Here is a 12667-nt window from a genome sequence, read left to right as displayed (position 1 = left end):
GAGACCGTCGGGCGCGTGCTGTCCCAAGCGCACGAGGACGAACGGCGTCGACCGTGCGTACCGGGGTCACGGTGTCCGCGGTGAGCGGCGAGGGGGTCCGGCTCGCCGACGGCGAGCTGGTGGCGGCCGACGAGGTCCTGGTCGCCATCGGCTCCCAGCCGAACACCGAGTGGCTCGCCGACAGCGGGCTGGCGCTCTCCGACGGCCTGGTCTGCGACCGGTACAGCGCCGCCGCGCCGGACGTCTACGGTGCCGGGGACGTCGCCCGCTGGCACAACGACCTGTTCGGGGTGCCGATGCGCATCGAGCACCGCACCAACGCGGCCGAGCAGGGCATGGCGGTGGCCCGCAACCTGCTGCGGCCGGGGGAGCGAAAGCCCTTCGCTCCCGTGCCCTACTTCTGGTCCGACCAGTACGACATGAAGATCCAGGCGTACGGCTACCTGCGCGGCCACGACGCCGTCGAGGTGGTCGACGGTGCCCTGGCGCAGCGGCGGTTCGTGGCCGCGTACCGCTCCGGTGACCGCCTCACCGGTGTGCTCGCGGTCGGCATGTCCCCGAAGGTGATCCGGCCCTGGCGCAGCGCCATCGCCGGCGGCGTCACCTGGTCGCAGGCGATCGGCCCGGCGAAGCCGGGACCGGCGGTAACGGAGAACGAGGTGATGAGCGGTGAGCGGGCCGGCTGACGTGGTCGTGGTGACAGGCACCGGCGGAATGGGCACGGCGGTCGCCCGCCGGCTCGGCAGCGGACGGGAGCTGATCCTCGCCGACGCCTCGGCGGACGCCCTCGACCGCGCCGTCACGGCGTTGCAAGCCGAGGGGTACGCCGCGACGGGGCAGGTCATCGACGTGGCGAACCGCGGCGACGTGGAGAAGCTGGCGCGACTCGCCGCCGGGCAGGGGCGCCTGACCGCGGTGGTGCACACCGCCGGAGTGTCGGCCGCGACGGCGTCCGCCCGGAAGATCATCGACGTCGACCTGCTCGGCACGGTCCACGTGATCGACGCGTTCACCGCGGTGGCCACCCGGGGCACCTCGCTGGTCTGCGTCTCCAGCATGGCCGGCCACTACGCCTCGCTGGGCCGCGAGGACGAGGTCGCGCTCGCGACGGCCCCGGTCGACAGCCTGGCCGGCCTCGCCGTCGTCACCGCGGTCGGCGACGACCCGCTGGCGGCGTACATCCTGGCCAAGCGGGCCAACCACGTCCGCGTGCAGGCCGCCGCGCTGGAGTGGAACCGGCGGGGCGCCCGGATCAACACCGTCAGCCCGGGGGTCATCGCCACCGCGATGTCCCGGGCGGAGGCCGAGTCGGCCACCGGCGCGCACATGATGCGGATGCTCGAGGACTGCGGCGCGGGCCGCACCGGGACGCCGGGGGAGATCGCCGAGGCGGTGGCCTTCCTGACCGGCCCCGGGTCGCTCTACATCACCGGCACCGACCTGCTCGTCGACGGCGGCCAGGCGGCGTGGATCCGCTGGCACCGACCGCGGTGAGCCCGGCTCAGCCGCGCGCGGTGCCCGGCCCTCAGGCCGCGTCATTCGCGCGCGGCGACCGGCGCGGCAGGCCGCCTTGCTTCGTGCGCGGCGCCTGACCACTCAGGGTGCGGCAGGTCGCCCTACTTCGCGCGCGGCGCCCGGACGCCCAGCGTGCGGCAGGTGGTCACGAGTAGCTGCCGGTGCAGTTCGTCGTCGGGCAGGCCGGCCATCGCCGGATCCATGCCGACCGAGATCAGCCCGCCGCTCACCATGGCCACGCCCACCCGGGTGGCGGTGTCCGGATCCGGGCCGGTGAGCAGGGCGACGATCCGTTCCAGCGTCGCCACGGCCGGGTGCTGCCGGACGAGCCGCGCGACCACCGGGTCGTAGCTCACCACGGCCGACAGCCGGCGGTACTCCACGACCAGGTCGATGATCGCGCTGAGGGCGTGCTGCCGGCGGGCGGCCAGTGTCCGGTGCCGCTCGGCCGCCTCGGCGATGGGCTCCAGCCGGGACAGCGGCGGCTCGATCACGGCCAGCACGATCTCGTCCTTGGTGGGAAACTGGTGGTACACGGCGGCCTTGGTGACCCCGAGCCGGTCGGCGATCATCTGCAGCGAGGTGCCGCTGACGCCGTGCTCGGCGAAGAGCTCCATGGCCGCCGACAGCAGGCGCTCTCGTGCCGTGCCCGTGCCCCGGGTGCTGCCCTGCATGGGGGTCTCCTCCTTGAGCGAGCCGCCGGCCGATCCTAGCGAGACCTTGTCTTCGGATAGCCGCTCGGCTAGCTTGCACCATAGCCGAGCGGCTAGTGACCTCCGGGGATCCGGCACTCGCCGGCCTGAGGGGGCCGCCGTGCCGGAGACCTGGGATCGCGGCGCGCGGCGGCTCTCGAAAAGCACCAGACCTGACCGGTACGGCGATTCGCACGCCCGGCGCGGCGGTGGACCTGCCCGGCCCGGACCGAGGGATCCAGGGCCGGGCCGGGGCTCGCCCGCCGATCAGTTGAACGCGGCGAACATGCCGGTCTCGTAGGAGCCGCCCTTCTGGTGCAGGATCACGGCGAGCCGGTTGGCCGCGTTGATCAGGGCGACCAGGGAGACCAGCGCGGCCGCCTGGTCGTCGTCGTAGTGCTTGCGCACCTGGGCCCAGGTTTCGTCGGACACGCCCTGGTGGGCGTCGGCGAGCCGGGTGCCCTCCTCGGCGAGGGCCAGCGCGGCCTGCTCGGCCTCGGTGAACACTGTGGACTCGCGCCAGGCGGCGACCAGATGGAGCCGGACCGCGGTCTCGCCCGCGGCCGTGGCCTCCTTGGTGTGCATGTCGATGCACCAGCCGCAGCCGTTGATCTGGCTGGCGCGCAGGCTCACCAGTTCCTGGGTGGCCTTCGGCAGCGTCGACTGGTTGATCACCAGGCCGGCGTTGGCGAAGCGCTTGGCGAACTTTCCGCCGATCTCGTTGGTGAACAGGTCGAGACGGGGTTCCATGACTTCGTCCTCACTCGTGGCGTCGCGTGCTGTCGCACTTGGACGAACACGAGACACCGGCGGCCCGATCCGTGTGACGGCTCGATCGCGTGACGCGCGCCACGGCGGGCGCGGTCGGGTTACCCGTATACACCTGTGACAGTGCATAGACAGCCCTAGATATTGATCGACACCTTCAGTAGCGTCGCGAGTGCCGTCCGTGGCGGGGGCCCCGGACGCACCGAAGGGGGATCACAGATGCGACGAAGCATCGCGACCGTCGGAGCAGTAGTGCTCGGACTCGTTGCGCTCACACCGGGCGCCGCGCCGGCCGCTCCGTTCCAGACCGATCCGGGGCTCAGCCCCGCCGACCAGGCGTCCGTCGACGCCGGGCTCCCGGTGGCCACCAAGGCCAAACCGGGTGCCAAGCCCGCCGGGGTCAACCCGTTCCTGGCGCTGCTGCCCGACCCCGCGAAGGCCGACTACAGCGGCTGGGCGGACTACATGAAGAACCAGGCCCCGGCGAAGGACGCGGCCCGGCTGCGGGCCCTGCCGTCGGCGGCGGCCGCCAGGGCCGCGGCGGCCGCGGTCGTGGTCGACGAGGACGAGCCGGCGGGCACCCGCGGTTCCAACGAGGACCCCGCGTCCGCCCAGCTCATCAAGAACTTCGGCACGGGCAGCGGGCAGAACCCGGCGATCCGGGTGCTCGGCGCGCTCAACCCCGAGACCTTCACCCCGGCCACCCGGGCCGCCACCCCGGAGGACGACGGGTCGATCCCGCTGGCCGGGGACACCGGCCTCAGCGCCACCCGCCGGGCCATCGTCACCAGCGCCACCATCGGCGACGGCCCGCACGGCTCCGCCGGCACCGGCACCAACGACTTCGACTTCTTCAAGCTGCAGGCCACGGCCGGCCAGGTCGTGACCGTGGCGACGGCGACCCCCACGGGCCCGCTCGACACCCTGGTCGCGCTCTACACGCCGGACGGCACGATCGTGGCGTCCGACGACGACAGCGGCGAGAGCTTCGACAGCCTGCTGAAGTACAAGGTTCCGGCCGCCGGCACGTACTACGCGGTCGTCGCGGCGTACAGCGGGCTGCCGGCCGATCCGTTCGATCCCGCCAGCGGCGACGGCGGCGCCGGCGAGGGCCCGTACACGGTGACCATCTCGGCGGCCTCGGACGACGAGGACTTCTTCGCGGTCAAGCTCAAGGCCGGCGACGTGCTCGGCGCGTCGGTCAAGGGCGCGGCGTCGTACCTGACGGTCTATGACACCACCCCGCGCGAGGTGCACGGCTCGGAGCAGGACGCGAGCTTCATCTACCCGATGGACTCGCTGCTGCCGGGCGGCGGCAACGCGGCCACCGACTACGTGGCCACCAAGGCCGGCTGGCACTACGTGGGCGTCCGGCAGGGTGCCGGCAGCTACGACATCACCGTGGAGGCGTACCGCCCGGTGCTGCAGGGTGCGAAGCCGACGCAGACGCTGTTCCTGGACTTCGACGGCGGCCGGGTCAACACCGGCGTCTTCGGCGGCACCGGCAACGTGACGCTCAGCCCGTTCTCCGCCTTCCTCGCCAAGTGGGGCATCCCGCGGGTCGAGGAGGACACGGTGATCGACGCGGTGGTCGCGAGCGTCACCGAGAACCTCCGGCGGGATCTGATCGACAGCGGTCTCAACAGCAAGTTCCGGCTGAAGATCCTCAACAGCAAGGATCACGCGGACCCGTGGGGCCAGAAGAACGTCAGCCGGATCATCGTCGGCGGCACCATCGCCGAGTCCGGGGTGGAGACGATCGGCATCGCGCAGAGCATCGACCCGGGCAACTTCGAGACCGAGGAGACCGCCCTGGTGCTGCAGGACGTGCTCAGTGACCCGGCCGGCGGCTCGGCCTCGCTGAACACGTACCTCACCAGTGCCAGCGACCGGGTCGCGTTCGTCGGCCAGGCGATCGGCAACGTGACCGCCCACGAGGCGGGCCACTTCTTCGGCGACTGGCACACCAACAACGCCGACGAGACAGCGAACCTGATGGACTCGGGCGGCGCCAACTTCGACGTGCTCTTCGGCGTCGGCCCGGACGGCGTCGGCGGCACGGCGGACGACGCGGACGTCGACTTCGGCGACGGCCAGTTCAGCCCCGCCGAGGGCTTCATCGGTACGGAGGACACGCTGGGCCGGATCGTGTTCGGCCTGACCAGCTGACGTCTCACCAGCTGACCGTCGGAAAGGGGGCGTTCCGGGTGACCGGGGCGCCCCCTGCCCGCTCAGTCCTTCATCGCGGTTTCGACGTCGGTGTGCAGCGACAGGTAGTCGATCAGGCCGAGGGTCTCGAGCAGCCGGCGCAGGAAGCCCGAGGGCGCGGCGAGCCGGACCCAGCCGCCCCGTTCCATCGCGCGGCCGTGCGCCGTCACCAGGACGCCGACGCCCATGGAATCGCAGAAGTCCAGGCCGGACAGGTCGACGATGATGCGCGGGCTGGGGCGTTCCACGAGGCGGCTGAGGTTGGCCTTCAGGGACGGCGCGGTGTCGATGTCCAGGGAGCCGCGCAACGTCAGAACGGCCGTGTTGGGCGGGTGGTGCGCGACCGAGACCTGCATGGCGGTGTCGCTTTCGTCGGGGGCGGGCAGGGGTCAGTCAGGGGTCGTGGCGGACAGTGTCGGTGGGTGTCTCCACCCTAGGCGAGGACGCGTCGCCCGGCAGAATCAGGCCGGAGTACCTTGATCAGGTGAGCATCGACAAGGGTGACTTGGCCCCTGACTTCGAACTACCCGACCAGTACGGAACCCCGCGGCGGCTGAGCACGCTGCTCGCCGACGGGCCGGTGGTGCTGTTCTTCTACCCGGCCGCGATGACCAGCGGCTGCACGGCCGAGGCCTGCAACTTCCGGGATCTGGCGGCCGAGTTCGCCGCCGCCGGCGCCCAGCGAGTCGGGATCAGTCACGACAAAGTGGACAAGCAGAAGCAGTTCTCCGACCTGCACGGCTTCGACTACCCGTTGCTCTCCGACCCGGGGAACACGGCGGCCGAGGCGTACGGCATCAAGCGCAAGCTGCCGCTCGGCCCGCTGAGCGTCAAGCGGATGACCTTCGCGATCGACACCGACCGCACGGTGCTGGCGGTCATCCACAGCGAGCGGAACATGAACGAGCACGCCGACCGGGCCCTCGAAGCGGTGAAGGCCCGATCGGCGAAGTAGTTCTCAGACCGCGTTGCGCCACTTGCGGCCGCTGCGGCCGATGAGCCGGTCGGCGTCGGTCGGGCCCCACGAGGCGGCCTCGTAGGTCGGGATCGGCGACATGTCGTTCTTCCAGTGCTCGATGATCGGGTCGACGATCCGCCAGCACTGCTCGACCTCGTCGGTGCGGATGAACAGCGTGGGGTCGCCGAGCAGGGCGTCGAGCAGCAACCGCTCGTAGGCCTCCGGCGACTCCTCGCGGAACGTCTGCTCGTACGAGAAGTCCATGCTCGCGGTGCGCACCCGGAACGAGTGTCCCGGGACCTTGGCGCCGAAGCGCAGCGAGATGCCCTCGTTGGGCTGGATCCGCAGGATCAGCGCGTCCGCGTCCAGCTCGGTGAGCTGGTTGGTCGGGATCGGCAGGTGCGGCGGCCGCTGGAACTGCAGCGCGACCTCGGTGACCCGGGCCGGCAACCGCTTACCGGTGCGTACGTAGAACGGCACCCCGGCCCAGCGCCAGTTGTCGACGTTGAGCCGCATGGCCGCGTACGTCTCGGTGCGCGACAGCGGGTCGACGCCGACCTCGTCGCGATATCCGGCCATCAGGTCGTCGCGGGTGCCGCCGCGGGTGTACTGGCCGCGGACCGCCAGGTCGGCGATGTCGCGGTCGGTGGGCAGCCGGATCGCCTCCAGCAGCTTGACCTTCTCGTTGCGCAGCCCCTCGGCCCCGAACGAGGCGGGCGGCTCCATCAGGGCCAGCGCGAGGACCTGGAGCACGTGGTTCTGCACGATGTCGCGCATCGCGCCGGCGTGCTCGTAGAAGCCGCCGCGGGTGCCGACGCCGAGCGTCTCGGCGACGGTGATCTGCACGTGGTCGACCCAGGAGCGGTTCCAGATGGGCTGGAATATCGCGTTGGCGAAGCGCAGCGCGAGCACGTTCTGGACGGTGTCCTTGCCCAGGTAGTGGTCGATGCGGAAGACCTGCGGCTCGTCGAACGCGGCGTGCACGACCCCGTCGAGCTCGTGCGCGGTGCGCAGGTCGTTGCCGTACGGCTTCTCGATGACCAGCCGGGCGAACGAGCCCTCCCGGGCGTGGTTGAGCCCGGCGCCGGCCAGGCCGTTGATGACCGGCTCGAAGGCCTCGGCGGGCGTCGAGAGGTAGTAGATCCGGTTGCCGGCGGTGCCGCGGCTGGCGTCGAGCTCGTCGAGCACCTCGGAGAGCCGCTTGTAGGTTTCGGGGTTGTCGTAGCCGCCGGAGACGTACCGGATGCCGCCGCCCTGCAGCTGCGGCTTGTCGGCGAGGCTGCGGCCACCGAGCGCGCTCTCCGCGAACTGGTGGTCCTCCATCGCCGTGCGGGCGACGCCGACCAGGGCGAATTCGCCGGGCAGCCGGTTGTGCCGGGCCAGGCTCTCCACGGCCGGCAGCAGCTTGCGGCGGGTCAGGTCGCCGGACGCTCCGAAGATCACCAGAGTGGCGGGCGGGGCGTTGCGGTCCTGTGCGAGCTGGGGAACGTTGTCCATCGTCAGGTCTTCCTCCGACCGCATACGTGAGCTTCCGTGTGAACTTTACGCAGTGCGAGGGCGCCCCGGATCAAACCGGTACGCCGATGCGACCAGGCCCATAGCCGTAAAAGTGGCAAACTGGGGAGTAAGGTGCCAATCGGCAGAGGGAGATTGCTCGTGAAGTACCGGCTCGTGACCCGCAGCGACTTCGACGGGTTGGTCTGTGCCGTCCTGCTGCGCGTACTCGACATGATCGACGAGATCACCTTCGTGCACCCGAAGGACGTGCAGGACGGCGTCACTCAGGTCACCGAGCGTGACATCTTGACGAACCTGCCGTTCGCTCCCGGCGCGCACATGGTGTTTGACCATCATCATTCGGAGACGCTGCGTAACCAGGGCGACCGGTCGAACCACATCATCGACCCGGACGCGCCGTCGGCGGCCCGGGTCATCTACGACTACTACGGCGGGGTGGAGCGCTTCCCGGAGATCTCCGACGAGCTGATGCGCGCCGTCGACCAGGCCGACTCGGCCGACTACGCCCTGGACGACATCCTCGATCCGCAGGGCTGGACGCTGCTCAACTTCCTGATGGACAGCCGCACCGGGCTGGGCCGGTTCCGGGAGTTCCGGATCTCGAACTACCAGCTGATGATGCTGCTCATCGACGCCTGCCTGCAGTTGCAGACGGTCGACGAGATCCTCGAACTGCAGGACGTGCGGGAGCGCTCGGACCTGTACCGGGACTGCTCGGCGATGTTCGAGGAGCAGCTGCGCCGGGTCAGCCACGTGGACGGCGACGTGGTCGTGGTCGACCTGCGCGAGGAGGAGACCATCCACGCGGGCAACCGATTCATGGTGTATGCGATGTTCCCCGAGGCTCGCGTGTCGGTGCACATCATCTGGGGCCGGCAGCGGCTCAACACGGTCTTCGCCTGCGGCAAGTCGATCCTCGACCGCACCTCGCCGGTCGACATCGGCGAGGTGATGCTGCGGTACGGCGGCGGCGGTCACCTGGCCGCCGGCACCTGCCAGGTCCCGCACGAGGAGTCGGCCCGCGTGCTGTCCGAGATCATCGACGCCCTGAAGACCCCGCGGACGGTCTCGGTGTGAAAGTTCAGGGGGGCGGGAAGTCGAACCTTCCCGCCCCGCCGAGTTGCAGGTCGTGGGTCTTGCCCTGGACCCCACCCGCCGGTCGTGTTCCGCGCCCCACGCGCATCAGCACGACACACCCGCGCCCACCTGCGCGGGATGTCTGTCATTCCTCAGGGCTGTCCTGGTAACGCCAGGCCGTGACCCGGGGCGCCTTCGCGGCGCCGACGAGTTCCTTGTCCTTCGGCTCCCCGGTACCGGGCTCCGCGGCGGGAGCGGCCGGGCGACGGCGCGCGCGCAGGACCGCCACTGCTCCGGCGGCCGCGGCCAGGGCGGCCACCACCCAGCCGGCGATGGTCCAGAAGCCCGGACCGTCGTTGGCGTCGAGCAGGGCCGCGAAGGTCGCCGCGTCGGTGCCGTCCCCGGTGCTGCCGGCGGCCGTACCGGAGTGCTCGGAGTGGGTCGCCGCCTCCTGGCCCGGCACCGCCGGGGTCAGGGTCAGCACGGCCGGCGGCATGGGTGCGCCCTTGGCCGGGTCCGCGTACGTGGGCTGGATGGTGAAGCTCATCCCCGCCGATGACGGCAGCGGGCCCATCGCGACCAGCAGCTCCGCCGACTTGCCCGGGGCCAGCGCCTTGCCGGGCATCGCCGTCCAGGAGATGTCCGCGGCGGTCTCGGTGACGGGGGTGCCGCCGTGGCTGCTGATCAGCGGGGTGTCCAGCGATCTGGTGGTGATCTGCGGTGCCCAGTCATCCACCGACAGCGGATAGACCTCGGCGACCGGCAGCTCGGCCGGCAGCAGCAGCTTGATCTTGGTGATCGCGCTCTGGGCGGTGTTGGTCACCTTGAACGTCACGTTGACGCCACTGCCCTGCGGGGCGCTGGGCGGGCTGACCGTGACGTCCGCGGCGGCGGGGGACGCCGCGCAGAGCACACCCGCGGCGACGGCGGCGGCCAGTACGCCCGCCCGGCGGTGCTTCTCGAGGTTCCTCACGAGGGGTAGTTCGGACCGGGCGCGGGAATGGTTCAACCGCGCCGGTATTTCTTTTCCGGGGATTCGGCATGATGGGCGGCATGCGTGACGTGGCCATCGACAGTGACATGATCAGACTCGGACAATTCCTCAAGCTCGCCGATCTCATCGACACCGGGGGAGAAGGAAAGATCCTGATCGCGTCGGGGGACGTGACGGTCAACGGCGAGGTGGACACCCGGCGGGGCCGCCAGCTGCGGCAGGGTGACGTGGTCGCGGTGCGGGGCCGGGCCGCCCGAGTCGGCTGAGCCCACCCGTGGCGGAAACCCGTGCGAGTTCGTCGCATGAGGACGTTCGGGCAATTTTGATACTCATTTATGCAGCACTGCGTGACGAATGGTTGACATCCTGTCGATCTCAGGCATCTACTGAGTCCGGTGTGTAACCGGCGTCACAGATGCCGGAGTTCGATCCGCCTCGCCGGGGAGGCACCATGTCTCGTGCACATGTCCGCGCGGTTCTCAGCGGAGCCGCCGCAGCCCTGCTGGCCGTGACGCTCACGGGATGCGCCGGCTGGGGCGGAGGCGGCGGCGGATCCGACGACGCGGACAGCATCGACGTGCTGATGGTCAACAACCCGCAGATGATCGACCTGCAGCGGCTGACCGAGGCGAACTTCACCAGGCAGACCGGCATCAACGTCAACTTCACCGTGCTGCCCGAGAACGACGTCCGCGACAAGATCAGCCAGGAGTTCTCCAGCCAGGCCGGCCAGTACGACGTCGCCTCGCTGAGCAACTTCGAGATCCCGATCTACGCCAAGAGCAAGTGGATCGCGCCGCTGGACGGCTACGTCGCCGCGGACACCGCCTTCGACCAGGCGGACATCCTGCCGCCGATGACCAAGTCGCTGACCGCCGAGGACGGCAAGCTCTACGGCGAGCCGTTCTACGGCGAGTCCTCGTTCCTGATGTACCGCAAGGACGTGCTCGACGCCGCCGGCATCCAGATGCCGGCCAAGCCCACCTGGCAGCAGGTCGCCGACATCGCCGCGCAGGTCGACGGCAAGCAGCCCGGCATGGCCGGCATCTGCCTGCGCGGCCAGCCCGGCTGGGGCCAGATCTTCGCCCCGCTCACCACGGTGGTGAACACCTTCGGCGGCACCTGGTTCGACGCGGACTGGAACGCCCGGGTCGACGCGCCGGAGTTCAAGCAGGCCACCCAGTTCTACGTCGACCTGGTCCGGGAGCACGGCGAGGTCGGTGCCCCGCAGGCCGGCTTCACCGAGTGCCTGAACAACCTGGTCCAGGGCAACGCCGCGATGTGGTACGACGCGACCAGCGCCGCCGGCTCGCTCGAGGCGGCGGACTCCCCGGTCAAGGGCAAGATCGGGTACGTTGCCGCGCCGGTCGTGAAGACACCGAGCTCGGGCTGGCTGTACGCCTGGTCGTGGAGCATCCAGCAGGCCAGCCAGAAGAAGGACAACGCCTGGAAGTTCATCTCCTGGGCCTCCAGCAAGCAGTACGAGGAACTGGTCGGCGGCCAGCTCGGCTGGTCCAAGGTGCCCGCCGGCAAGCGTGCCTCCACCTACAGCAACCAGGACTACCTCAAGGAGGCGTCGGCGTTCGCGGAGCCGACCGAGCAGGCCATCTCCAGCGCGGACCCGGTCAACCCCGGGGTGCAGCCACGCCCGGCGATCGGCATCCAGTTCATCGACATCCCCGAGTTCACCGACCTCGGCACCCAGGTCTCGCAGTACGTCAGCTCCGCCATCGCCGGCCAGATGACCGTCGACGAGGCACTGGAACGGGGCCAGCGGCTCGCCGACGACGTCGCCGAGCGCTACCGGTCCCGGGAGGAGGGCCAATGACATCGGTCGCCGAACAGGCCGGCACCCGGCCCGACACCGCGCCGAAGCCGCCGGGCGCCGCGCGCCGGGCCGCCGGCTGGGCCCGCCGGGCGCCGCTGCTGCCCGCCCTCATCTTCATGATCGTGGTGACCCAGCTGCCGTTCGTGGCGACCCTGGTCATCTCGTTCATGGACTGGAACGCGTACTACCCCGACGAGCGGGGCTTCGCCGGCGTGGACAACTTCCGGCGGGTGTTCACCGACGTCAACATGCGGGACGCGGTCTGGACGACGATCCTGCTCACCGTCGGGGTCGTGCTGATCAGCCTGCTGCTGGGGCTGGGCATCGCGCTGCTGCTGGACCGCAAGTTCCGCGGCCGCGGCGCGGTCCGGACGATGATGATCGCGCCGTTCCTGGTCGTGCCGGTCGCCGCCGCGCTGCTCTGGAAGCACGCCCTCTACAACCCGGAGTACGGGCTGTTCAACGGCGCGCTGAACCGGCTCTGGGGGCTGTTCGGCTCGGACAACCCGCCGCAGCCGGACTGGATCAGCAACATGCCGCTCTGGTCGGTGATCTTCGCGCTGGTCTGGCAGTGGACGCCGTTCATGATGCTGATCCTGCTGGCCGGCCTGCAGGGGCGCCCGCTCGACGTGATCGAGGCGGCCCGCATCGACGGCGCCAACGGCTGGCAGATCTTCCGCAGCATGACGCTGCCGCACCTGCGGCAGTACCTGGAACTCGGCGCGCTGCTCGGCTCGATCTACATCGTGCAGAACTTCGACGCGGTCTTCACCATCACGTCCGGCGGCCTGGGCACGGCGAACCTGCCGTACACGATCTACCAGATCTTCTACCAGGCGCACGACTACGGCCGGGCCTCCGCGGCCGCCGTCGTGGTGGTCATCGGCACGATCATCATCGCCACGTTCGCGCTGCGTACCGTCTCGTCGCTGTTCAAGGAGGACTCGGGACGATGACCACCACCTTGAACCGGGCCGACCCGGCCGGCGCCGTACCGAGGAAGAAGGACCGCGGCGGACCCTGGCTGTCCCTGCTGGCCTGGGTGATCGGCATCCTGTTCGTGCTGCCGGTGGCCTGGATGGTGCTGACCTCGTTCCATTCCGAGTCCG

The 12667-nt window shown here is 70.3% G+C and carries 13 protein-coding genes; 8 read left to right on the top strand and 5 right to left on the bottom strand.

Annotation, left to right across the window (positions count from 1 at the left end):
- The first annotated feature begins 53 nt into the window (after positions 1–53).
- Both DMB66_RS22510 and DMB66_RS22505 read left to right on the top strand, forming a co-directional pair.
- Positions 54–686: an oxidoreductase C-terminal domain-containing protein gene (locus DMB66_RS22510; protein ID WP_233624769.1), complete on the top strand. Its 633-nt coding sequence runs from the start codon at positions 54–56 to the stop codon at positions 684–686.
- Complete coding sequence (locus DMB66_RS22505; RefSeq protein WP_125806100.1) at positions 670–1494, top strand: SDR family oxidoreductase; 825 nt, start codon at positions 670–672, stop codon at positions 1492–1494. The genes DMB66_RS22510 and DMB66_RS22505 overlap by 17 nt, the downstream gene beginning before the upstream one ends.
- A gap of 122 nt (positions 1495–1616) precedes the next feature.
- Here DMB66_RS22505 and DMB66_RS65275 read toward each other — a convergent pair whose 3' ends face one another.
- Entirely contained in the window at positions 1617–2189 is a 573-nt protein-coding gene (locus DMB66_RS65275) for a TetR/AcrR family transcriptional regulator (protein ID WP_125806099.1), read from the bottom strand.
- A gap of 285 nt (positions 2190–2474) precedes the next feature.
- Positions 2475–2957 (bottom strand): carboxymuconolactone decarboxylase family protein, encoded by a 483-nt coding sequence (locus tag DMB66_RS22495; RefSeq protein WP_125806098.1) that lies wholly within the window; start codon positions 2955–2957, stop codon positions 2475–2477.
- Between the two features lie 237 nt (positions 2958–3194).
- Here DMB66_RS22495 and DMB66_RS22490 point away from each other — a divergent pair, with 237 nt between their 5' ends.
- On the top strand, positions 3195–5144 hold the full coding sequence (locus DMB66_RS22490) for a PPC domain-containing protein (RefSeq protein ID WP_125806097.1): 1950 nt from the start codon (positions 3195–3197) through the stop codon (positions 5142–5144).
- A gap of 62 nt (positions 5145–5206) precedes the next feature.
- Here the strand turns inward: DMB66_RS22490 and DMB66_RS22485 are convergent, their stop codons facing one another.
- Positions 5207–5539, bottom strand: coding sequence for an STAS domain-containing protein (locus DMB66_RS22485; protein WP_125806096.1), 333 nt, complete (start codon positions 5537–5539; stop codon positions 5207–5209).
- 128 nt (positions 5540–5667) lie between these two features.
- Here DMB66_RS22485 and DMB66_RS22480 point away from each other — a divergent pair, with 128 nt between their 5' ends.
- Positions 5668–6138, top strand: a complete 471-nt coding sequence (locus DMB66_RS22480) for a peroxiredoxin (protein WP_125806095.1) — start codon at positions 5668–5670, stop codon at positions 6136–6138.
- A 3-nt stretch (positions 6139–6141) separates the two neighbouring features.
- Here the strand turns inward: DMB66_RS22480 and zwf are convergent, their stop codons facing one another.
- Positions 6142–7638: a glucose-6-phosphate dehydrogenase gene (gene zwf / locus DMB66_RS22475; RefSeq protein ID WP_125806094.1), complete on the bottom strand. Its 1497-nt coding sequence runs from the start codon at positions 7636–7638 to the stop codon at positions 6142–6144.
- 159 nt (positions 7639–7797) lie between these two features.
- On the opposite strand from zwf, the gene DMB66_RS22470 reads away from it, so the two are divergent.
- Positions 7798–8736 carry an exopolyphosphatase gene (locus tag DMB66_RS22470; RefSeq protein WP_125806093.1) on the top strand — a complete coding sequence of 313 codons (939 nt, stop codon included), beginning with the start codon at positions 7798–7800 and terminating at the stop codon, positions 8734–8736.
- A gap of 145 nt (positions 8737–8881) precedes the next feature.
- Here the strand turns inward: DMB66_RS22470 and DMB66_RS22465 are convergent, their stop codons facing one another.
- Positions 8882–9709, bottom strand: coding sequence for a DUF1775 domain-containing protein (locus DMB66_RS22465; RefSeq protein ID WP_158647322.1), 828 nt, complete (start codon positions 9707–9709; stop codon positions 8882–8884).
- Between the two features lie 80 nt (positions 9710–9789).
- On the opposite strand from DMB66_RS22465, the gene DMB66_RS22460 reads away from it, so the two are divergent.
- From DMB66_RS22460 to DMB66_RS22450, 3 genes are all read left to right on the top strand, one after another.
- The gene (locus tag DMB66_RS22460) at positions 9790–9996 is read left to right on the top strand and encodes an RNA-binding S4 domain-containing protein (RefSeq protein WP_125806091.1); all 207 of its coding nucleotides are present in this window, start codon (positions 9790–9792) and stop codon (positions 9994–9996) included.
- A gap of 185 nt (positions 9997–10181) precedes the next feature.
- On the top strand, positions 10182–11558 hold the full coding sequence (locus DMB66_RS22455; RefSeq protein ID WP_125806090.1) for a sugar ABC transporter substrate-binding protein: 1377 nt from the start codon (positions 10182–10184) through the stop codon (positions 11556–11558).
- A complete protein-coding gene (locus DMB66_RS22450; protein ID WP_125806089.1) occupies positions 11555–12514 on the top strand; it encodes a carbohydrate ABC transporter permease in 960 nt (319 codons plus the stop codon). Before DMB66_RS22455 ends, DMB66_RS22450 begins: the two co-directional genes overlap by 4 nt.
- Positions 12515–12667 lie beyond the last annotated feature (153 nt).

It is taken from the genome of Actinoplanes sp. ATCC 53533 (assembly GCF_003947245.1).
The sequence above is the reverse complement of the archived record's forward strand: the minus strand, read 5'-3'. Positions and strand labels throughout refer to the sequence as shown.

Coding starts and splice junctions, on each gene's coding strand:
- DMB66_RS65275 (WP_125806099.1), bottom strand. CDS start 2,189: ATGCAGGGCAGCACCCGGGGCACGGGCACGGCACGAGAGCGCCTGCTG.
- DMB66_RS22495 (WP_125806098.1), bottom strand. CDS start 2,957: ATGGAACCCCGTCTCGACCTGTTCACCAACGAGATCGGCGGAAAGTTC.
- DMB66_RS22490 (WP_125806097.1), top strand. CDS start 3,195: ATGCGACGAAGCATCGCGACCGTCGGAGCAGTAGTGCTCGGACTCGTT.
- DMB66_RS22485 (WP_125806096.1), bottom strand. CDS start 5,539: ATGCAGGTCTCGGTCGCGCACCACCCGCCCAACACGGCCGTTCTGACG.
- zwf (WP_125806094.1), bottom strand. CDS start 7,638: ATGGACAACGTTCCCCAGCTCGCACAGGACCGCAACGCCCCGCCCGCC.
- DMB66_RS22460 (WP_125806091.1), top strand. CDS start 9,790: ATGCGTGACGTGGCCATCGACAGTGACATGATCAGACTCGGACAATTC.
- DMB66_RS22455 (WP_125806090.1), top strand. CDS start 10,182: ATGTCTCGTGCACATGTCCGCGCGGTTCTCAGCGGAGCCGCCGCAGCC.
- DMB66_RS22450 (WP_125806089.1), top strand. CDS start 11,555: ATGACATCGGTCGCCGAACAGGCCGGCACCCGGCCCGACACCGCGCCG.